Annotated in this window: 16 protein-coding genes and 1 pseudogene; all 17 read right to left on the bottom strand. The window is 61.4% G+C overall.

The genetic code is table 11. From position 1 onward, the window contains the following. Window positions 1-3: 3 nt before the first annotated feature. Window positions 4-738 (bottom strand): amino acid ABC transporter ATP-binding protein, encoded by a 735-nt coding sequence (locus NMB39_RS26845; RefSeq protein ID WP_032878328.1) that lies wholly within the window; start codon window positions 736-738, stop codon window positions 4-6. Further along, window positions 731-1,690: an amino acid ABC transporter permease gene (locus tag NMB39_RS26850; RefSeq protein WP_043047262.1), complete on the bottom strand. Its 960-nt coding sequence runs from the start codon at window positions 1,688-1,690 to the stop codon at window positions 731-733. The genes NMB39_RS26845 and NMB39_RS26850 overlap by 8 nt, the downstream gene beginning before the upstream one ends. A 130-nt stretch (window positions 1,691-1,820) precedes the next feature. Beyond that, entirely contained in the window at window positions 1,821-2,618 is a 798-nt protein-coding gene (locus NMB39_RS26855; protein WP_043047263.1) for a transporter substrate-binding domain-containing protein, read from the bottom strand. Window positions 2,619-2,836: 218 nt separating this feature from the next. Continuing rightward, window positions 2,837-3,637 carry a transporter substrate-binding domain-containing protein gene (locus NMB39_RS26860; protein WP_306956881.1) on the bottom strand — a complete coding sequence of 267 codons (801 nt, stop codon included), beginning with the start codon at window positions 3,635-3,637 and terminating at the stop codon, window positions 2,837-2,839. 185 nt (window positions 3,638-3,822) lie between these two features. Next, window positions 3,823-6,395: pseudogene (mdoH, locus tag NMB39_RS26865) on the bottom strand (glucans biosynthesis glucosyltransferase MdoH); the annotation flags it as partial. After that, entirely contained in the window at window positions 6,388-8,067 is a 1,680-nt protein-coding gene (locus NMB39_RS26870; protein WP_231989073.1) for a glucan biosynthesis protein G, read from the bottom strand. The gene NMB39_RS26870 and the pseudogene mdoH, both read right to left, overlap by 8 nt. 323 nt (window positions 8,068-8,390) lie before the next feature. Beyond that, entirely contained in the window at window positions 8,391-8,828 is a 438-nt protein-coding gene (gene dtd / locus NMB39_RS26875; RefSeq protein ID WP_494339847.1) for a D-aminoacyl-tRNA deacylase, read from the bottom strand. Next, the gene (gene pip, locus NMB39_RS26880; protein ID WP_043047267.1) at window positions 8,825-9,796 is read right to left on the bottom strand and encodes a prolyl aminopeptidase; all 972 of its coding nucleotides are present in this window, start codon (window positions 9,794-9,796) and stop codon (window positions 8,825-8,827) included. The genes dtd and pip overlap by 4 nt, the downstream gene beginning before the upstream one ends. Before the next feature lie 242 nt (window positions 9,797-10,038). Further along, complete coding sequence (gene hutG, locus NMB39_RS26885; RefSeq protein WP_057025473.1) at window positions 10,039-10,839, bottom strand: N-formylglutamate deformylase; 801 nt, start codon at window positions 10,837-10,839, stop codon at window positions 10,039-10,041. Window positions 10,840-10,850: 11 nt separating this feature from the next. After that, complete coding sequence (gene hutI, locus NMB39_RS26890; RefSeq protein ID WP_306956879.1) at window positions 10,851-12,056, bottom strand: imidazolonepropionase; 1,206 nt, start codon at window positions 12,054-12,056, stop codon at window positions 10,851-10,853. Between the two features lie 15 nt (window positions 12,057-12,071). Next, complete coding sequence (locus NMB39_RS26895; protein WP_057010625.1) at window positions 12,072-13,481, bottom strand: amino acid permease; 1,410 nt, start codon at window positions 13,479-13,481, stop codon at window positions 12,072-12,074. A gap of 158 nt (window positions 13,482-13,639) precedes the next feature. Further along, window positions 13,640-15,172, bottom strand: coding sequence for a histidine ammonia-lyase (gene hutH / locus NMB39_RS26900; protein ID WP_198719529.1), 1,533 nt, complete (start codon window positions 15,170-15,172; stop codon window positions 13,640-13,642). Window positions 15,173-15,204: 32 nt separating this feature from the next. After that, complete coding sequence (gene hutH, locus NMB39_RS26905) at window positions 15,205-16,713, bottom strand: histidine ammonia-lyase (RefSeq protein WP_057025474.1); 1,509 nt, start codon at window positions 16,711-16,713, stop codon at window positions 15,205-15,207. 152 nt (window positions 16,714-16,865) lie between these two features. Then, window positions 16,866-17,690 (bottom strand): quaternary amine ABC transporter ATP-binding protein, encoded by an 825-nt coding sequence (locus NMB39_RS26910; RefSeq protein ID WP_052501115.1) that lies wholly within the window; start codon window positions 17,688-17,690, stop codon window positions 16,866-16,868. Continuing rightward, window positions 17,687-18,538 (bottom strand): ABC transporter permease, encoded by an 852-nt coding sequence (locus NMB39_RS26915; RefSeq protein WP_057025470.1) that lies wholly within the window; start codon window positions 18,536-18,538, stop codon window positions 17,687-17,689. The genes NMB39_RS26910 and NMB39_RS26915 overlap by 4 nt, the downstream gene beginning before the upstream one ends. A gap of 71 nt (window positions 18,539-18,609) precedes the next feature. Beyond that, a complete protein-coding gene (locus tag NMB39_RS26920; RefSeq protein ID WP_057025469.1) occupies window positions 18,610-19,575 on the bottom strand; it encodes an ABC transporter substrate-binding protein in 966 nt (321 codons plus the stop codon). A gap of 69 nt (window positions 19,576-19,644) precedes the next feature. Beyond that, on the bottom strand, window positions 19,645-21,090 hold the full coding sequence (locus NMB39_RS26925; RefSeq protein ID WP_306956877.1) for a purine-cytosine permease family protein: 1,446 nt from the start codon (window positions 21,088-21,090) through the stop codon (window positions 19,645-19,647). Window positions 21,091-21,123: the final 33 nt, after the last annotated feature.

Below are 21,123 nucleotides of genomic sequence, written 5' to 3' on the forward strand. Positions count from 1 at the left end.
CGGCTACAGCACCTGGCGCAGGAAGGCTTGTGCCCGTGGGTCCTGGGGAGCGGCGAAGAAGGCGGCGGGCGCGGCATCTTCCAGCAGTTTGCCGTGGTCGAAAAACAGCACCCGATCCGCCACTTCCCGGGCAAAGCCCATCTCGTGGGTGACGCAGACCATGGTCATGCCTTCCAGGGCCAGGGTCTTCATCACGTCCAGCACTTCACCGACCATTTCCGGGTCGAGGGCCGAGGTGGGCTCGTCAAACAGCATCACCTTGGGCTCCATGGCCAGGGCCCGGGCAATCGCGACCCGCTGCTGCTGGCCGCCAGACAGCCGTGACGGAAACTCATGGGCCTTCTGTGCGATACCGACCTTTTCCAGCAGGGCCAGGGCCTTGGCCTCGCGCTCTTGCTTGCCGCGCTTGCGTACGACCTTTTGCGCCAGGCACAGGTTTTCCAGCACGGTCATGTGCGGGAACAGGTTGAAATGCTGGAACACCATGCCAACTTCGCGCCGGTAGGCATTCACATCGGTCTTAGGGTCGGCCAGTTGCAGGCCGTCGATGCTCACCGAGCCCGAGTCGAATTCTTCCAAACCATTGAGGCAGCGCAGGAAGGTGGACTTGCCGGAGCCGGACGGGCCGATCACCACCAGCACTTCGCCCTTGGCGACCTGGGTGGTGACATGATCCACCGCGCGCACCACGTGCCCACGGGTATCGAAGACTTTTACCAGATCGCGCACTTCAATCACTTTGGGCGAGCCTCCGCTCAAGCCGGCTGGCCATTTTCGACAGCGGCAGGTTGATCAGCAGGTAAAGGCCTGCCACACAGAACAGGATCTCAAACGGCGAGAACGAGGTGGTGATTACCTCGCGGCCACTCTTGAGCAACTCGGTAATCGCGATCACCGACACCAGCGACGTGTCTTTTACCAGGCTGATAAATTGCCCGGCCAGGGGCGGCAGCACGCGCTTGAAGGCTTGCGGCAACACCACATGGCGCATCGACTGGCTGGCGCTCAATCCCAGGGAACGCGCCGCTTCGTCCTGGCCACGGGTGATGGACTGCACCCCGGCGCGGACGATTTCCGCCACGTAGGCGCCGGTGAACAACGACAGCGCGGCGATCCCGGCAAACTCCCGGGACAGGTTGAGTACCGTGCCGATAAAGAAATAGAAAATGAAGATCTGCACCAGCAACGGCGTACCGCGCACCAGTTCGACGTAGATCGTCGACAGGTCGCGCAAGGTCGGGTTTTTGGAGAGCCGGCACAATCCGGTCGCCAAGCCAATGGCCAAGCCTAGGACGCCGGACACCACCGACAGCCACAACGTGGTCCACAAGCCCCACATCAACGGCCCGAGCGCCCACTGGCGAGTCACGCCGACCACATCGCCCTCAGCCACATCGTCGCCGCGGGCCACTTGCAGGCTATTGTCGGCAACCGTGAGCTTTTGCTCGCCCCCCGCGTCATTGCGCAGGGTGACTTCGGCCATGTCGCCTTTGCGCACCAACTCGACCACGGTGGACATATCCGCAGCGCGCTGGGAGGTCTCGGCTTGATAGGCAAAGTATTGCGGAACGCGGTTCCAGCGCCACTCGTAGGACATCAGCGAGGTGGCGTAGTACAAGGCGCCAGCCAGGCCGACCAGCACGACCACGGTGAGCAGGTGCCAGGGCCATTGGGCTTTTTTCTGTTTCATTTCACTTTCCGGATATGTGTTGCCTGATAGGTCGCCATCGGGGGTCAAGCCCCCTCCCACACTTGATGTGTAAATACAGTCAAATGTGGGAGCTGGCTTGCCTGCGATGCAGGCAACTCGGTGTCAGGCCTTATTCCATGTCCTTGAGCCACTCGGAGCTCTTGAACCACTTGTCATGGATGCGATCGTAGGTGCCGTCGTTCTTGATCTGGTGCAGGAAGTTGTTGATGAAGTTGATGCTGTCGTAGTCACCCTTCTTCAAACCGAACGCCAGGGGCTCGAAGGTGAAGGGCTCCTCCAGGAACACCAGCTTGCCGTTGCCGACCTTCTTCTCGGCGACCACGTTGTACGGCGCGTCATATACAAAGGCATCGGCCTTGCCGTTGACCACGTCCAGCACACCCTCTTGCTCGTTGTCATAGCCGTGGTACTTGGCCTTGGAGATCAGCTTCTTGGCCACCATTTCACCGGTGGTACCGAGCTTGGAGGTCAGGCGGTATTTCTCGTCGTTCAGGTCTTTGTAGGACTTGATCGTGCCTTCCAGCTCCTTGCGGATCAGTAGGGTCTGGCCGACCACGATGAAGGGTTCGCTGAAGTTCAGGCGCAGGTTGCGCTCCTGGGTCAGGGTCATGCCGCTGCCGATCATGTCGAACTTGCCGGTCAGGAAGGCCGGGATGATGCCGTCATAGCCTGTAGAAACCAGCTCGAGCTTGACCCCCATGGACTTGGCCATGGCCTTGAGGATGTCAACTTCGAAACCGATGATCTCACCGCGCTTGTCGGTCATTTCAAACGGCATGTAGGTCGGGTCCATGCCGACTTTCAGCGTGCCGCGCTTGACCGCATCGTCGATGGCACCGGCCTGTGCTGCCGTGGCAGCGACCAGCGCAGTGACGCCGAGCAGCAGCATCGAAAGATACTTTTTCATCAACAAGTCCCCTGAACAATTCTTATAAGGTCGGCGCGCAAAGGGCTGCGCCATTTCGGGGTGCGATCCTAACCCACTCGTTGTCCGTCACAAAGGTTTCACGGGTAAATCATATCGGCGTATGTCGGAAAACCCCGGCAGCGTTGCAGTTCAACGCAGAGGTAGACACATCGGCGCAGCGACTGGGCAATTGATTGATGTGTAAGTAGTTATGACGATCACTCGAGCTCAGACACCCAGGCAGTGTCCGTGAACCACTTGTCATGCAGGCGATCGTAGGTGCCATCCTGGGCGATCTGGTTGAGGAAGTGATTGATCCAGTTGAGGCTGTCGTAGTCACCTTTTTTCAAGCCGAAGGCCAGAGGTTCGAAGGTGAAGGGTTGTTCCAGTGCCAGCAATGCGCTGTTCTGCGGCCGGCTCATCGCGATCAGGTTGTAGGGCGCGTCATGCACAAAGGCGTCGACCTGCCCCTCTACGACCTGCCGCACCCCCTCTTCCGGGGTCGTCACACTGCTGAGTCGCGCTGCCCCGAGAAAGCGGCGTGCGGCGGCCTGTCCCGTGGTGCCCTCAATGGCGACGACCCGATAACCATTTTGGTTCAAGTCTTCAATGCTGGAAACCGCACCCGCCAGGCGAGGGTGCAGCAGCACGGTCTGGCCCACCACAATAAACGAGTCGCTGAAATTGAGTTTGAGATTGCGCTCCTGAGTGACCGTCATGCCGCTGCCAATCAGATCAAACTTTTTCGCCATCAGCCCCGGCACCAGTTCCTTATAGGGCACCGCTACCAGCTCAAGCTGAACGCCCAGCGCGCGGCTCATGGCATGGAGCAAGTCGATTTCAAAGCCGATGATGCGCCCCTGCCTATCAAGCATTTCAAATGGCACGTAATTGGGGGTCGTGCCGACTTTCAGCACACCACGGCGAACAGCATCGTCCAGCGCACCCGCCTTCAGCAGCCCCGTGTGTACCAATAGGAAACAGCTAATCAGCAATGCCGCACAGTACTTCTTGATCATGAATGCCCCCGTGGCGAGTCAAATTTTGGGGGGCGATGCTAACCCAGCCACAGGCACGGCAATACGCCTCGAACAAAGGTCTTTTGTTTCGAAATAACAAGGAGTTAGCGATACAAGGAAGGGACCGTAAACGCTGTAGGACCAGCGTCTGGAACACCCCCGAGGCGAGCCCTCGGGGGCGTCTGAATCAGGCCGGTTGAGCCTGGGCCGACTGCGGTTGCAGCGGCAGCAACGGCGCATGCGGATCAGCCTTGATCGATGCACGCCAGGCATCAAGCCACTCGGCGTGGCCTTCGCTCCAGACCTGCTCATGCAGGCGTGCCAGAGCCACCGGGTCGCTGAGCAAGGCCAGGCGTTCGCTGTTGTTGAGGCCGGCCGGGCCGACTTTCAACGCGTGGCGAACACGCTCCATGCGCAGGTATTCGATCGGCTCGGCCTCACGGTGCCGAGAAGTCGCCAAGGCGCAGGCCAGGGCGTTCTGCTGCGGGTCGACCACCGAACGCACAAACCCGTCATTGAGGGCGTGCCAGCGGTTTTCATGGGTGTATTGCTCGGTCGACAGCAACGCTTGCGGCGGATTGTATTCCTCAGGGATCAGGAACAGGCTCTCGTCGCGGGACTTGAGACCCAGCTTGACCCGGCTGGAAATCACCGACACCGGGATCGACAGCATCAGCGAGCCGACAATCGGGATCAGCCACCACAGGAAGCTTGGGTTCAACCACACCACCAGCAGGGCCCACAGGAAGCCCAGCAGGGTTTGCGGCCCGTGGCGCTTGACCGCTTCGCTCCATGGCGTGGAGTCGTCGTCACGCTGCGGCGAGTTCCAGGTGGCGGCCCAGCCGAGGAACGCGGCAAGCACGAAACGGGTGTGGAAAATCATCCGCACCGGCGCCAGCAGCATGGAGAACAGCATCTCCAGCAGCATCGACAAGGTCACCTTGAACTTGCCGCCGAACTCTTTCGCGCCCTTGGCCCAGATCAGGATGATGCTCAGCAGTTTTGGCAGGAACAGCAGCACGATGGTGGTGGAGAACAGCGCCACCGCCTTGTCCGGATGCCATTGTGGCCACAGCGGGTACAACTGGCGAGGAGCCATGAAGTACTGCGGTTCCATCAGGGTATTCACCGCCAGCAACGCGGTGGACAACACCAGGAAGAAGAACCATAACGGCGCCGACAGGTAGGACATCACGCCGGTCAGGAACACCGCACGGTGCACCGGGTGCATGCCTTTAACCAGGAACAGGCGGAAGTTCATCAGGTTACCGTGGCACCAGCGACGGTCACGCTTGAGTTCGTCCAGCAGGTTCGGCGGCAGTTCTTCGTAGCTGCCCGGCAGGTCGTAGGCAATCCACACGCCCCAGCCGGCACGGCGCATCAGCGCAGCTTCAACGAAGTCGTGGGAGAGGATCGCACCGGCAAACGCGCCTTTACCGGGCAACGGCGCCAGGGCGCAGTGCTCGATAAACGGCTTCATGCGGATGATCGCGTTGTGACCCCAGTAGTGGGATTCACCCAGCTGCCAGAAGTGCAGGCCGGCGGTAAACAGCGGGCCGTACACGCGGGTGGCGAACTGCTGCATGCGCGCATACAGGGTGTCCATGCCCGACGCCCGTGGCGCGGTCTGGATGATCCCCGCATCCGGCGTGGCTTCCATCAGGCGCACCAGGCTGGTCAAGCACTCACCGCTCATCACGCTGTCGGCGTCGAGCACCACCATGTACTTGTAGTCACCGCCCCAGCGACGGCAGAAGTCGTCGAGGTTGCCGCTCTTGCGCTTTACGCGGCGGCGACGGCGGCGATAGAAGATCTTGCCGAAGCCACCGGCCTCGCGGCACACGTCGAGCCAGGCTTGCTGCTCGGCGATGCAGATGTCGGCCTCGTTACTGTCACTGAGCACGAAGAAATCGAAGCGATCCAGGTCGCCGGTGGCGGCCACCGATTCGAACGTCGCACGCAAACCCGCGAATACACGCGGTACGTCTTCGTTGCAGATCGGCATCACCAGCGCGGTGCGCGCATCCTTCGGAATCGGCTCGTCGCCGGCACTTTTACCGGAGATGCGGTATTTATCGTGACCGGTCAGCAGCTCGAGGAAGCCCATCAGCGCGGTCCAGAAACCTGCCGACACCCAGCAGAACAGAATCCCGAACATGATCAGGATGCTGGTTTGCAGGGCGTAAGGCAGTACCTGGGTTGCCGTTTGCAGCAGGGTCTGGTTGCGGATTTCGTCGAAGTCGACCAGCGACCAGCCCTGGTACGGCATGATGCCTTTCATGTACCAGCCAGCCACGATGGTCTGGCCGAGCATCAGCACCAGCAGGATATAGCGACGGATCGAACCCACGGTACGCCAGCGCGCAGCCGGCAACACCCGCTCGTCTTTCGGTGGCTTGGGCGGATTGGTGCGACCGGTGATCCGCCGCCAGCCACGTACCAGGATATTGGTGCGCCAAGGCTCGGGCACCACTTTGGTCCGGCGGATCGGTGGAGTGGCCTTGAGGCATACGCGACCGCTGGCGTCGAGCGCCAGCATTTCGGCGTCTTGCAGCTCTTCGGCAGTGCCGAGGGTCAACCGACGGCCGACCGAGGCCTGGGCGGCGTCGGTCGGTGCGTCGAAGGTTTTTGACGACAGACGCTCATGCAACTCGCTGAACGAGCGGCAGCCCGCCAGCTCGGCGCGCTGCTCGGCCGTCATGGGCAGATGCGCCAGGTACTCGGACAGAGTCTCGGGCGTGACTTGGGAATTACTCATCGGCAGGCAACTGATAGCTCCAGGTTTCGGTCAGGACTTGCTCGGTCTTGATCGGCTCCGGTGTGGCTGGGGCAGCTTCTGGCTGCTGGGCTTGCTTGTCTTTCGCGTCTTTCTTGGCCTGTTTCTCGTGCTGCTTGGCCAGGACTTTGTCGGCCTTCAACACATGGTTGGAAACCGGCTCAGGCTCTGGCTGCACGATATCCTGCACCAGTGCCGCACGCATTTCGGTCGGCTTGCCCGCGTCCTTGATCTTCATGCGCAGGGTCAGGCGCCAGCCTTTGGTGTGCTCGTTGTAGCGCACGCTGTTTTCAACCAGCTCGGCGTTGTCACTGACGCTCACCTGGCTGCGCACCGGGGCGTCCGGCAGCAGTTTCTTCAGGGACGGGCCCTCGAAGTCCACCAGGTAGGCCACGCTGCCATCGGGCTGACGGATCAGGTTGGATTGCTTCACGTCCCCAGTGGAACGCAGGGTCTGCTTGACCCAGGCGCTCTCCGGCGAATGGAAGGCAGCGTCGTCCAGGGTCCAGTGCAGGCGGTAGGACACGTCCAGCGGCTTGCCGACTTCCGGCAGTTCGGCCGGGCTCCAGAACGCCACGATGTTGTCATTGGTTTCATCGGCCGTCGGGATCTCTACCAGATCGACGGTGCCCTTGCCCCAATCGCCCTCAGGCTCGATCCAGGCGCTTGGGCGCTTGTCGTAGTTGTCGTCCAGGTCTTCGTAGTGGCTGAAGTTGCGGCCACGTTGCAGCAGGCCGAACCCACGCGGGTTTTCGACGCTGAAGTTGCTGACCGACAGGTGTTTAGGGTTGTTCAACGGGCGCCAGATCCACTCACCGTTGCCGGCATGGATCGACAGGCCGCTGGAGTCGTGCAGCTCGCGACGGTAGTTGAGGACCTTGGACGGCTGGTTGGCGCCGAACAGGAACATCGAGGTCAACGGGGCCACGCCCAGCTTGCTGACCTTGTCGCGCAGGTACATCTGCGATTTCACATCGACTACGGTGTCGGTGCCAGGGCGCAGGATCAGGCGATAGGCGCCAGTGGCGCGCGGCGAATCCAGCAGGGCGAAGATCACCAGGTGCTTGTCACCCGGTTTTGGACGTTCGATCCAGAACTCGGTGAAACGCGGGAACTCTTCGCCGGACGGCAGTGCGGTATCAATGGCCATCCCACGGGCAGACAGGCCATATACCTGGTCCTTGCCCACGACGCGGAAATAGCTGGCGCCGAGCATGGTCATGATTTCGTCTTGCTTGTCGGCCTTGTTGATCGGGAAAAGCACACGGAAACCGGCATAACCCAGCTGCTCAGTGGCCTTGGGATCGAACTTCACGTCGCCGAAATCGAAACGCGTCGGGTCGTACTTGATTTCATGCACGCTGTCGGCAGTGACTTCGTTGATTTTCACCGGTGTGTCGAAATGCATGCCCTGGTGATAGAAGGACAGCTTGAACGGGGTGTTCTGATCGGCCCACTCGGCTTTTTCATTGCGGAAACGAATCTTCTGGTAGTCAGCGAATTTCATTTCGCGGAATTCGTTCGGCAGATTGCTGCGCGGAGCTTCGTATTTCTGCCCGGCCAGCTCTTTTGCCTTGGCCGACACATCATCCAGACTGAATGCCCACAGTTGACCCGCGCCGAACAGGCAAAACAGGGCAGAGCCCGTCACCAGTGCGTTTCGTAACCGTTTGGCAGACAATTTTGGTGCATTACAGGGACTAACAATCACGAGCAACCCTCGCCGAAAACAGATCAAAAAACCAACGGCCAGCTATCTATATGCCAGGTTGGCGAGCAATGTTCCGACTCCCCTAGGGCCAAATGATTCCCCAAAGGCTATCGGACAAGTCTCTACCTAAGTCAAAAATGGACCAAACAACGCTGATCCCCGTAGCGCGCGATTATCTAGTAGCCCGCGAGACAACGCATCAGGGACAGTGAAGTATTTATAGCGAAAACCTGCGTTTTTCAGCATTAAAGTCGTTTTTAATACATTCATGCCTGTAAGAGGAAGGTCACAGGGCCATCATTGACCAAATGCACCTGCATATCGGCGCCAAAACGCCCTGAAGCCACCTTGCCATGCAATTGTTGCGCTTGTAACCACAAGTGCTCAAAAAGCGCCGCGCCCAGGGCCGGCGGCGCCGCTGTGGAGAAGCTGGGCCGCAGCCCGCTTTTTGTGTCCGCCGCCAGCGTGAACTGCGACACCAGCAGCAAACCGCCGCCGATATCCTTGAGCGACAGGTTCATCTTGCCCTCGTCGTCGCTGAACACCCGATAGTTAAGCAGCTTGTGCAACAGTTTGTCGGCGCTCTCGGGCGTATCTGAAGGTTCGACGGCGACCAGCACCAGCAAACCCTGGTCAATCGCGCCCACGACCTCCCCGGCAACTTCGACGCGGGCGCCACGCACCCGCTGCAACAGGCCCTTCATGCTTCTTCAGGGGGCAGATCAAGCAGGCGCCGTGCCATTTCGCCAGTCGCACGCACCAAAGCGTCGGTGATACCCGGCTCGGAGGCAGCATGCCCGGCCTCGCGAATCACCTGTAGCTCGCTGTTGGGCCAGGCCTGATGCAGCTCCCAGGCGTTATCCAGCGGGCAGATCATATCGTAGCGACCGTGGATGATGACGCCGGGCAGATGGGCGATCTTGTGCATATCGCGAATCAGCTGGTTGGGTTCCAGAAAGGAGTTGTTGGTGAAGTAATGGCATTCGATGCGGGCAATGGACAAGGCGCGCTGCGGCTCGGAGAAGCGCTCGACATGCTGCGGGCTCGGGCACAGGCCCAGCATGCGCCCTTCCCAACCAGACCAGGCCTTGGCTGCGTGCATCTGGGCGATCTGGTCGTTGCCGGTCAGGCGCTTGTGGTAGGCGGCGATCATGTCGTGGCGCTCTTCCACCGGGATCGGCGCCAGGTAGTCCTGCCAGTAATCCGGGAACAGGCGGCTCGCACCCTCCTGGTAGAACCAGTGGATGTCCTGCGGGCGCGCGAGGAAGATGCCGCGCACGATAAGGCCAAGCACGCGCTCGGGATGGGTTTGCGCGTAGGCCAGGGCCAGGGTCGAGCCCCAGGAACCGCCGAACAGTACCCATTTGTCGATGCCCAGGTGCTCGCGGATGCGCTCAAGGTCGGCTACCAGATCCCAGGTGGTGTTGTTTTCGAGGTTGGCGCGCGGGGTCGAGCGACCGCAGCCACGCTGGTCGAAGGTCACAATATGGTACAGGTTCGGGTCGAAATAGCAGCGGCTCTGGGCGTCGCAACCGGCACCTGGGCCACCGTGGATGAACACGACAGGCAAGCCTTCGGGGGAGCCACTTTCATCGACATACAGGGTGTGGGTGTCATCGACAGCCAGATCATGCCGGGCGTAGGGTTTGATCTGCGGGTACCAAGTCTGCATTGCGCGCTCCGTAGGGTGTCGGGTTCATCCCTGGGGGGACGTCTATTATTTTGCCGTCAGGCATCATAAACCCGAATTGTGCAATGAGCATGTCCTTGAGCACTTAGACCTGTGTCAGCAGTTCGCTCCGCAGATAATCCTACAGTCGACCCCTCCAGCCCCTCCGACATTTGGACTGTGTGAATGCAGTCAAAATGTGGGAGGGGGCTTGCTCCCGATAGCTATTTGAGCCACACCCTGAATCATCGGTACCGGCTTTGCCCCCAAGACAAAAACCCTTGCAGCAGTTGCTTCAACACCACCTGGGTCGGTTCAGCCAGGTCGGGACGATAGCGAAACGGCTCAAACTCCTCCATATACGCGCTCTGGCACAACTCCAGTTGCACGGCATGGACATCCTGCGCCGGGTCGCCGTAGTGCCGGGTGATGTGGCCGCCCTTGAAACGCCCGTTCAGCACATGGGTGTACTGGGGATGCGCGGCGCAGATGGCTTCGAGCTGGCTGGCCAGTTCCGGATCGCATGCGGCGCCGTTGAAGGTACCGAGGTTGAAGTCCGGCAACTTGCCGTCGAACAGGTGCGCGATTACCGAGCGGATCGAGTGCGCATCGAACAGCAGCGCGTAGCCAAACTCGGCCTTCAGGCGCGCCAGTTCTTCTTGCAGCTGGCGGTGATAAGGGCCCCAGATCTTCTGCAGGTAGGTCGCACGCTCTTCCTCGGAGGGCGTCTGCCCTTCACGAAACAGCGGCACGCCATCGAACAGCGTCTGCGGGTACAGGCCGGTGGTGGCGCCTGCATAAAGCGGCTTGTTATCCGAGGGTCGGTTCAAGTCGATGACAAACCGCGAGTACTCCGCGGCCAGGGTGCTGGCGCCTAGTTCTTCGGCAAAGTCGTACAGTAAGGGGATATGCCAGTCGGTGTCCGGCAAGCTTTGCGCCTCGGGGATCAACCCGGCCTCGACCGCAGGCGTCAGGCGCAGGCCGGCGTGGGGCATGCTGATCAGCAGCGGTACGCGGCCTTGTTTGAATGTCAGGACCTTATCCACGACGCTTCTCCTTAAACTGTGACATCGGCGCCATGGCGCACGACGCGTTTATCCAGCTCGCCGCCCAGCCAGTAGGCCAGGTCGGCGGGACGATCGATCTGCCAGGCGACAAAATCTGCAACTTTGCCCACTTCCAGGGAACCATGGGTGTCGCCCATGCCCAACGCGGTAGCCGCATGTTGCGTGGCGCCGGCCAGGGCTTCTTCCGGGGTCATGCGGAACAGGGTGCAGGCCATGTTCAGCATCAGGCGCACCGACAACGCCGGCGAGGTGCCAGGGTTGAGGTCGCTGGCAATGGCGATCTTCACCCCGTGCTTGCGCAGGGCCTCCATCGGCGGCAACTGGGTTTCACGCAGGAAGTAGAAAGCCCCCGGTAGCAAGACGGCGACGGTGCCGGCAGCGGCCATGGCGATGGCGTCATCTTCGGTCATGAACTCCAGGTGGTCCGCCGACAGCGCGTGGTAACGCGCCGCCAGGCTCGAACCGTGCAGGGACGAGAGTTGCTCGGCGTGCAGCTTCACCGGCAGGCCGAGTTGCTGGGCTACTTTAAATACGCGCTCAACCTGCTCGGGGGAAAACGCCAGGTATTCGCAGAAGGCATCCACCGCATCCACCAACCCTTCTGCAGCCAGGGCCGGCAGCATCTCGGTGCAGATGTGCTCGATGTAGGCGTCGGCGCGATCCTTGTACTCCGGCGGCAACGCGTGGGCGGCCAGGCACGTGGCGCGCACACTGACTGGCAGCGCGTCACCCAGACGCCGGGCCACGCGCAGCATCTTGCGTTCGTTGGCCAGGTCCAGGCCGTAGCCGGATTTGATCTCCACCGTGGTCACGCCATCACGCAGCAAACTGCGCAGGCGCTTTTCAGCGCTGGCAAACAGTTCATCTTCCGTGGCAGCGCGAGTGGCACGCACGGTGCTGGCGATACCGCCGCCCTTGGCCGCGATGTCGGCGTAGCTGACGCCCTCAAGGCGCTGCTCGAATTCGCCGCTGCGATTGCCGCCGAACACCGTGTGGGTGTGGCAGTCGATCAGCCCGGGGGTGACCCACGCGCCTTGCAGGTCATGCACCTGGGCGTAATCCACCGTGGGTGCCTGGCTGCGGGGGCCGACCCACTCGATGAGCGAGCCGACAGTCACCATGGCGGCGTCCTCGATGATCGAGTATTTGCCCTGGGCCATGGTTGCGACGTGGCAGTGGTGCCAAAGGGTTTTCATTAACGCCTCCCTAAGTTATCGATGAGACAAGGCCGGGTCGTAGTGGACCCTGGCCGTTTGCCCGGCGGCGGGCTTGACCCACAGCAAGTAAGCGAGTATCAGCAGCACGATCCACACGGCGCCGACCATCAAGGCCGCCTGGGTGTCCGGGAAGTAACCGAGCACGCCAAACACAAACAGCATGAACACAATGGCCGCTGCCGGCGCATAGGGCCAGAACGGTACCGGGAATTTCAGCTCGGCGACCTGTTCCTTGGTCATGGAGCGACGCATGGCGACCTGGGTGAACAAAATCATCAGCCACACCCACACGGTGGCGAAGGTGGCAATCGACGCGATCAGCAGGAACACGTTTTCCGGGATCAGGTAGTTGAGCACCACACCGCCGAGCAACGCGGCGCCCATCACCACTACAGTCATCCACGGCACGCCCTGCCTGGACAACTGCGCAAAACCCTTGGGCGCCTGCCCTTGCTGGGCCAGGCCGTACATCATGCGGCCAGCGCCGAAGATGTCGCTGTTGATCGCCGACACGGCCGCCGAGATCACCACAATATTGAGGATGGTCGCTGCCGAGCCGATTCCCAGGTTGCTGAAGATCTGCACGAACGGGCTGCCCTGGCTGCCGATCTGCGGCCATGGGTAGATCGCCATAAGCACGAACAGGGTCAGCACGTAGAACAACAGGATGCGCAGCGGCACCGCGTTGATCGCCTTGGGGATAACCCGCTGCGGGTCCTTGGCTTCGCCGGCTGTGATGCCGATGATTTCGATCCCGCCAAAGGCAAACATCACTACCGCAAACGAGGCAATCAGCCCGCCGATACCGTTGGGCATGAAGCCGCCGTGGGCCCACAGGTTGCTCAAGCCACTGGCCTGGGTTTCACCCGCCGAGTGAATGCCGAACAGCATGATGCCGAACCCGCCGAGGATCATCGCCACGATAGCGCCGACCTTGAGCAGTGACAGCCAGAACTCCATCTCGCCAAAAACCTTGACGTTGCACAGGTTCAGGCCGCCGATCAAAAACACGATGCCCAGCACCCAGACCCAACGGGCGACCTCAGGAAACCAGAAGCCCATGTAGATGCCGAAGGCGGTGACGTCGGCCAGGCAGACGATGATCATTTCAAATGCATAGGTCCAACCGAGGATAAACCCGGCCATGGGGCCCAGGTAGGTGCTGGCGTACTGGCCGAAGGAGCCGGATACCGGATTGTGCACAGCCATTTCACCGAGGGCGCGCATCACCATGAACACCGCGGCGCCGCCGATCAGGTAGGCCAGCAGCACGGCAGGGCCGGCCATCTGGATGGCCGAGGCGGAGCCATAGAACAGCCCGGTGCCGATCGCGGAACCGAGTGCCATGAAGCGAATATGTCGGGCGTTGAGCCCGCGTTTCAAACCCTTTTCTTGTTGGTGCATTTCTCTTCCCTATTATTCTTATCCCGAGAAAATCTGAATCTGGCGAAAATCAATGTGAGAGCTGGCTTGCCTGCGATGGCGGACTTCCAGCCAGCCCATCTGGCGCAGATACACCGCTATCGCAGGCAAGCCAGCTCCCACATTGGGTACCGGTGAGCTTAAAGGCTTGGCAGCAACTTGGCCGGCACCAGCTCATTCAGGCAACGGGTGGCAAGCAGTTCGCTGGCGGCATTGATGTCCGGGGCAAAGAAGCGGTCCTTGTCGTAGAACGCTACTTTGTCGCGCAGGATGCTCCGGGCTTTTTCAAGCGCAGGCGAGGTTTTCAAGCCGTCGCGCAGGTCCAGGCCCTGGCAGGCTGCAAGCCATTCCACCGCGAGAATGCCACGGGTGTTCTCGGCCATTTCCCACAGGCGCTTGCCCGCGGCCGGGGCCATGGAGACGTGGTCTTCCTGGTTCGCCGAGGTCGGCAGGCTGTCGACGCTATGGGGATGGGCCAGTGCCTTGTTCTCGCTGGCGAGCGCAGCGGCAGTGACCTGGGCGATCATGAAACCGGAGTTCACCCCACCATTGCCTACCAGGAACGGCGGCAGTTGCGACATGTGCTTGTCCATCATCAGCGAGATGCGCCGCTCACTCAGGGAGCCTATTTCGGCGATGGCCAAAGCCATATTGTCAGCGGCCATGGCCACCGGTTCGGCGTGGAAGTTACCGCCGGAAATCACGTCGCCTTCGGCGGCAAATACCAGCGGGTTATCCGATACCGCGTTGGCTTCGACCACCAGCACTTCGGCGGCCTGGCGGAACTGAGTCAGGCAGGCGCCCATGACCTGTGGCTGGCAACGCAGGGAGTACGGATCTTGCACCTTGTCGCAGTTCTGGTGCGACTGCGACACCTGGCTGCTTTCGCCCAGCAGGTCACGATAGGCCGCAGCCGCATCGATCTGCCCACGCTGGCCACGCGCCGCATGAATACGCGCATCGAACGGCGAGCGCGAACCCAGTACGGCCTCCACGGTGAGGCCGCCGCAGGTGAGCGCGCCGGCAAACAGGTCTTCACCTTCGAACAGGCCGCGCAATGCGTAAGCGGTGGATACCTGGGTGCCGTTGAGCAAGGCCAGGCCTTCTTTGGCGGCCAGGGTCAGCGGTGTGAGGCCAGCAACTTTCAGCGCTGCGGTGGCTTCCAGCCATTCGCCCTTGTAACGCGCTTTGCCTTCGCCAAGCAGCACCAGGGACATATGCGCCAATGGCGCCAGGTCACCAGAGGCGCCGACCGAACCTTTCAGCGGAATGTGCGGGTACACCTCGGCGTTGATCAGCGCGATCAGCGCGTCGATCACCTGGCGACGGATCCCGGAGAACCCGCGGCTGAGGCTGTTGACCTTGAGCACCATGACCAGCCGCACCAGCGCATCGCTGATCGGCTCACCGACGCCAGCGGCGTGGGACAGCACCAGGGAACGCTGGAGGTTTTCCAGGTCTTCACTGGCGATGCGGGTCGAGGCCAGCAGGCCGAAACCGGTGTTGATGCCATAGGCGGTGCGGTTCTCGGCGAGAATCTGCTCCACACAGGCGACGCTGGCTTCAATCTGGGCCGAGGCGCTGTCATCCAGGCTGAGGGTTACCGGCTGCTGGTAGATGGCCCGCAGCTGGGCGAGGGTCAGTTGGCCTGGAATCAGGTTTAGCGCAGTCACATTCGTTCTCCTTGTGAATTATTCTTAGGTGTTCAGTGCAAATTCGGTAACGCAGTGTCTTTAAGCAACTGGGCAGCGGCGGCAATATCCGGCGCCAGCCAACGGTCCTGCTCGTAAGCGGGGACCACTTCGCGCAGCAAGCGCCAGGCGTGGTCGGTGCCCACGCCGAAGCGCTGGTCCTTGAGGAATTCGAACGCCTGGGCTGCCAGCAGATACTCGATGGCGAGGATCTGGGTGACGTTGGCCAGCACCTGGTGCAGCTTGAGCGCGGCGTTGGTGCCCATGCTCAAGTGGTCTTCCTGCAGGCCCGAGGTGACGAAGTTGTCGAGCACCGCCGGTTGCGCCAGTTGGCGGTTCTGCCCGCACAAGGATGCGGCGACGTACTGCACGATCATCATCCCGGAGTTGACCCCGGGGTTGCTGACCAGGAACGCCGGCAAGCCGCTGACGTGCGGGTTGATCAGGCGGTCCAGGCGACGTTCGGCCACGGAGCCGATTTCGGCCATGGCAATCGCCAGCATGTCCGCCGCCAGCGCTACGGACTGGCCGTGCGGGTTGGCCTGGGATACCACGCGATAGTTATCCGGCGTGCCAAGCAGCAGTGGGTTGTCCGTGGCGCTGTTGAGTTCAGTCTCGATCTGGCGGGTGGCGTGCTCAAGCTGATCGCGAGCGGCGCCGTGGATCTGCGGGATCGAGCGAATGCTCAGGGCGTCCTGGGTGCGAATACCTTTGCTGCTGGCGATGACTTCGCTGCCGTCGAGCAAGGCGCGCAGATTGCTGCCGACCTGCTGCATGCCCGGGTGCGGCTTGAGGGCGATAATCGCTTCGTCAAAGGCGTCGATCTGGCCGCGTTGGGCTTCGAAGCTCATGGCACCGATCACATCGGCCCATTGCAGCAAATGGTGGGCATCGGCCAAGGCCAGACAGCTCAGGCCGGTCATGCACGGCGTGCCGTTGACCAGGCACAGACCGTCTTTGGCGCCGAGCACCACGGGTTGCAAGCCTTCAGCCTGCAAAGCGTGTTGCGCCGTGACCACCTGGCCGCGATAGCTCACATTGCCGACGCCGAGCAAGGCCACGCCGACATGGGCCATGTGGGTCAGGTAACCCACCGAGCCCTGGGACGGCACTTGCGGGGTGATGCCGTGATTGAGCAGCGCCAGCAACGAGTGCACCACCTGTGGGTGCAGGCCGGACTTGCCGTGGCTGTAGTTGATGATCGCCGCGCAGATGATCGCGCGGGTCTGCTCGTCGCTGAGCACCGGGCCGACGCCACAGGCGTGGCTCAACAGTGTATTGCGCGACAGCTGGCTCAATTGCTCGCCCTTGAGCGACACGTTGCACAAGGCGCCCAGGCCGGTATTGACGCCATAGGCGCGCTCGCCGCTGGCGACGATGCGTTGCACGATGGCCTGGGCGTTGTCGATGCGCGCCCAGGCCTGGCCCGAGAGCTCGAGCACAGCGCCATGGCGAGCCACGGCGGCCACGTCCTGCCAGCGCATCGGCGCGTCGGCGATGATGATTGTTGTTGCCTGGGGCATCTTCATACCTTCTTCAATTCTTGTGCAGCTTTGCCGGCCCAATCGGGGGCAAGTCGAATCGTCGCACCGCCCCTCCCACAGGGGGAATGCATTTCAAATGTGGGAGGGGGCTTGCCCCCGATGGCGCCAGTCGCCTCACCACAGGGTTGGGCTCAGACCACCGCCGCCCGCCGCTGAACAAACCGATCCACATACTCATCCGCTGGCGAATGCAGGATCTCGCGCGGCGTGCCGACCTGGATCAGCTTGCCGTCCTTGAGAATCGCAATGCGGTTGCCGATGCGCACGGCCTCGTCGAGGTCGTGGGTGATAAACACGATGGTCTTGTGCAGGGTCTTTTGCAGCTCGAGCAACTGGTCCTGCATCTCGGCGCGGATCAGCGGGTCGAGGGCGCTGAAGGCCTCGTCCATCAGGATGATGTCGGTGTCGGCCGCCAAGGCGCGGGCCAGGCCCACACGCTGGCGCATGCCGCCGGAAAGCTGGTGCGGATATTTGTTTTCATAGCCCTTGAGGCCTACGGTTTCGATCCAGTGCAAGGCGCGCTCGGCACACACCTGCTTGGTTTCGCCGCGTACTTTCAGGCCGTAGGCAACGTTGTCGAGCACGCTCTTGTGGGGCAACAGGCCAAAGCTCTGGAACACCATGCTGATCTTGTGCCGGCGGAATTGGCGCAGCGCTTCCATGTCCAGTTGCAGAATGTCTTCGCCGTCCACCAGGATCGCGCCGCTGGTGGGGTCGATCAGGCGATTGAAATGGCGTACCAGGGTGGATTTGCCGGAACCTGACAGGCCCATGATCACGAAGATCTCACCAGTGCCGATGCTCAGGGACAGGTCATTCACGCCGACCACGCAGCCGGTCTCGGCCAGTACCTGGTCCTTGGTCTTGCCCTGGCCGATCATGGCCAGGGCATCCTTGGAACGGGCGCCGAATATCTTGAAGACGTTCTTTACTTCGATTTTGCTGACAGTAGTCATTTGCTCGCCTCATGCCGTGGACGACCATAGGCCTGGGTAATGCGGTCGATGACCACTGCGAGAATCACGATCGCCAGCCCGGCTTCCAGGCCACGGCCGACGTTGAGGGTCTGGATGCCGACAAGCACGTCTTCGCCCAAGCCACGGGCGCCGATCATCGATGCAATCACCACCATCGACAGCGCCATCATGGTGGTCTGGTTGATCCCGGCCATGATGCTCGGCAACGCCAGCGGCAGTTGCACGCCGAACAGTTGCTGCCAGCGGTTGGCGCCGAAGGCGTTGATGGCTTCCATGACTTCGCCATCGACCTGGCGAATGCCCAGGTCCGTCAGGCGGATCAGTGGCGGCGCGGCGTAGATCACCGTGGCGAAGATCGCCGGGACCTTGCCCAGGCCGAACAGCATCAGCACCGGGATCAGGTACACGAAACTCGGCATGGTCTGCATGATGTCGAGCAGTGGCATCAGCACCGAACGCAGGCGATTGCTGCGCGCCGACAGGATGCCCAGGGGAATGCCGATCAGCACCGAAATCACCGTGGCGACCATCATCAGTGCCAGGGTTTGCATCAGCTTGTCCCACAGGCCAACCGCGCCCACCAGGAACAGCAAACCGACGATCACCGCCGTGGTTACCAGCTTGCGCGTGGCGTGCCAGGCAACGCCGCCGACGATGACCAGCATCAGCCACCAGGGCGCCATGCGCAGCAACCCTTCCAGGTTGACGATGGCCCATAGCAGGGTGTCGGAAATGTGCCGGAACACATCGCCGTAGTTGGTAACCAGCGAGTCCACCCAACCGTTGACCCAGTCGGCGATGGAAAACGTAAAACTCTCAGGAAACATATAGTGCTCTCGATCCAGTGGGTTGTGGCCAGCCGCCCGGCCACCCCTGAGGGTAGCCGTGCACACTTGACCTACAAGGCCGCGTCGATTTTCTTGGCTGCGTCGTCGCTCACCCAGGCGTGCCAGACTTCAGGATGTTCCTTGAGGAAAATTTTCGCCAGTTTTGGCGACTCGATGCGCTCCTTGGCCATGCGGCCGAGGTTCTGATTCAGCAGGTCGATGGGCAGGTTGACCTTTTCCAGCACAGCCACCAGTTCCGGGGCTTGCTCGTGGAAGGTCTTGGACAGGCCGACCTTGATACTCACGCGCTTATCCACGCCGGGTTTTTCTTCCAATTTGACCAGGTCGACCTGGCCCATCAGTGGCGTCGGCGACCAGTAGTAGAACAGGATCGGCTCGCCGCGCTTGTAGCTCGACAGCACCGCCGCGTCCAGCGCCGGGCCGGTGCCCGGGCGGAAGTTGGTATAGGTGCTTTCCAGGCCGTAGCTCTTGAGCATTTCGCTGTTGTCCAGCTCACAGGTCCAGCCGGCCGGGCAGTTGTAGAAACGGCCCTTGGAGGGCTCTTCCTGGTCCTTGAACACCGAGGCGTACTTGGCCAGGTCGGCGATGCTTTTCAGGTCCGGGGCCTTGGCTTCCAGCTTGCGCTTGGCGTCGCCTTCGATCACATAACGCGGTACGTACCAACCTTCGACCGCACCGACGACCGGGGCACCGACGCCCACGACCTTGCCGGCCTTCTCGGCCTTGTTCCAGACCTCGCTGCGGCCTACCCACTCCTCGGCAAACACTTGGATATCGTTACTGCCCAGGGCGTTTTCCATGGTGATGGAGTTGCCCGGCAGGCTGTCGGTTTTGCAGTCGTAGCCTTTTTCCAGCACGGTTTGCAGGATGTCGGTGAGCAACATGCCGCTTTCCCAGTTCAGGCCGGCGAATTTCACCGGTTTGCCGGATTCGCACCAGCCGGCCGCCTGGGCGCCGGCGCTTGCCAGCAAGCCAGCCGAGAACAAGGTAGCCAGCAAGGTCTTATTCATAGTCATTGTTGTGACGCTCCCAATCATGAAATGGATTACGGCAGTCAGTAGGCGTCCTGCCCTGTCCACGTCCCATCAGGCTTGTGCAGCCAGCCCGTTTGTTGTGGGTAAAGCGCCCTGCTCTTTTGGCAGGATCAGGTGATCGGGTACCGTGCCGTGCCATTTTTTCGCACACACGTAATACAGGGCCGCCGGCAGTACCAAGCCGATGATCCAGGAAATATCCACGCCACCCAGCGCGGCCACCAAAGGGCCGGTGTAGAACTTGGTGGCGATGAACGGCAGCTGCACCAGCACGCCGAAGATATAGACGCTGATACCCAGCAGGTTCCAGCGCCCGTAGCGACCGTTCGGGTCGGCCAGTGCCGGCACGTCATAGCGCTCGCGGGTGATGCAGTAGTAATCCACCAGGTTGATCGCACTCCAGGGCGTAAAGAACGCCAGCAGGAACAGGATGAACGACTTGAACGCCCCCAGGAACGAATGCTGGCCGAGCAACGCGATCAGGGTCGCCGCGCCGACGATGGCCAGCACGAATGCCAGGCGCTGCAGCCGCGTGACCTCCAGGCGACCACGGAAACCGCTGACGATGGTCGCAATGCACATGAAGCTGCCGTAGGAGTTCAGCGTCGAGATGGTGACCTTGCCGAACGCGATGCTGAAATACAGCAACGCAGCGGTCGCTCCCGTACCGCTCAGGCCCACGATGTAGGCCACTTCGTGACCGGCGAACTGTCCGTCGGACATCGCAGCGGCAAACACGCCAAGGACCATCGCCACCTGTGCACCGACGACCGAACCTGCGCCAGCGGCAAGAAAGGTTTTCACCGATGACGTCTGGCTCGGCAGGTAGCGCGAATAGTCCGCCACATACGGGCCGAAGGCGATCTGCCAGGATGCCGCGAGGGACACGGCCAACAGAAAACTGCTCCAGCTGAAATGGCGGATCTGCAGGAGTGCGCCAACGTCGGTCTGGCCCATCAGGCGACTGAACAGGTAGACAAAAGCAATCACGCCAATGACGCTGGCGACACGGCCGATGAAATGGATCACCCGGTAACCCAGCACGGTGACCAGCACGATGACACTGGCAAAGATCAGGATACCGACGCTGTCGCTGACTCCAAACAACTGCCCCAGCGCCTGACCCGACAGCACGGTGCCGGTTGCGGTGAAACCCAGGTACATCAAGCACACCAGTACGATCGGGATGGCCGCGCCATACACGCCGAACTGCACCCGGCTGGAAATCATCTGCGGCAGGCCAAGCTTGGGGCCTTGGGCCGCATGCAAGGCCATGACGCCGCCGCCAATCAGTTGACCGACCAGCAGGCCGATCAACGACCAGAACACATCACCGCCCAGCACCACGGCCAGGGCCCCGGTGACGATCGCGGTGATTTGCAGGTTGGCACCCATCCACAGGGTGAACTGGCTAAATAGACGACCGTGTCTTTCCGCTTCCGGGATGTAGTCGATCGAGCGCCTTTCGATCAACGGGGTGGTGTCATTCGCAGCCATGGGGTTCAACCTCTGATGGATTGTCTTGAGTGT

The sequence above is a fragment of the Pseudomonas sp. FBCC-B545 genome, from assembly GCF_059134095.1.

Excerpts from the sequence above, each read along its gene's own strand:
- NMB39_RS26925 (WP_306956877.1), bottom strand. The coding sequence starts at position 21,090 with ATGGCTGCGAATGACACCACCCCGTTGATCGAAAGGCGCTCGATCGAC.
- NMB39_RS26850 (WP_043047262.1), bottom strand. The coding sequence starts at position 1,690 with ATGAAACAGAAAAAAGCCCAATGGCCCTGGCACCTGCTCACCGTGGTC.
- NMB39_RS26915 (WP_057025470.1), bottom strand. The coding sequence starts at position 18,538 with ATGTTTCCTGAGAGTTTTACGTTTTCCATCGCCGACTGGGTCAACGGT.
- NMB39_RS26895 (WP_057010625.1), bottom strand. The coding sequence starts at position 13,481 with ATGCACCAACAAGAAAAGGGTTTGAAACGCGGGCTCAACGCCCGACAT.
- NMB39_RS26920 (WP_057025469.1), bottom strand. The coding sequence starts at position 19,575 with ATGACTATGAATAAGACCTTGCTGGCTACCTTGTTCTCGGCTGGCTTG.
- pip (WP_043047267.1), bottom strand. The coding sequence starts at position 9,796 with ATGCAGACTTGGTACCCGCAGATCAAACCCTACGCCCGGCATGATCTG.
- NMB39_RS26860 (WP_306956881.1), bottom strand. The coding sequence starts at position 3,637 with ATGATCAAGAAGTACTGTGCGGCATTGCTGATTAGCTGTTTCCTATTG.
- NMB39_RS26910 (WP_052501115.1), bottom strand. The coding sequence starts at position 17,690 with ATGACTACTGTCAGCAAAATCGAAGTAAAGAACGTCTTCAAGATATTC.
- hutI (WP_306956879.1), bottom strand. The coding sequence starts at position 12,056 with ATGAAAACCCTTTGGCACCACTGCCACGTCGCAACCATGGCCCAGGGC.
- hutH (WP_057025474.1), bottom strand. The coding sequence starts at position 16,713 with ATGCCCCAGGCAACAACAATCATCATCGCCGACGCGCCGATGCGCTGG.
- NMB39_RS26855 (WP_043047263.1), bottom strand. The coding sequence starts at position 2,618 with ATGAAAAAGTATCTTTCGATGCTGCTGCTCGGCGTCACTGCGCTGGTC.
- dtd (WP_494339847.1), bottom strand. The coding sequence starts at position 8,828 with ATGAAGGGCCTGTTGCAGCGGGTGCGTGGCGCCCGCGTCGAAGTTGCC.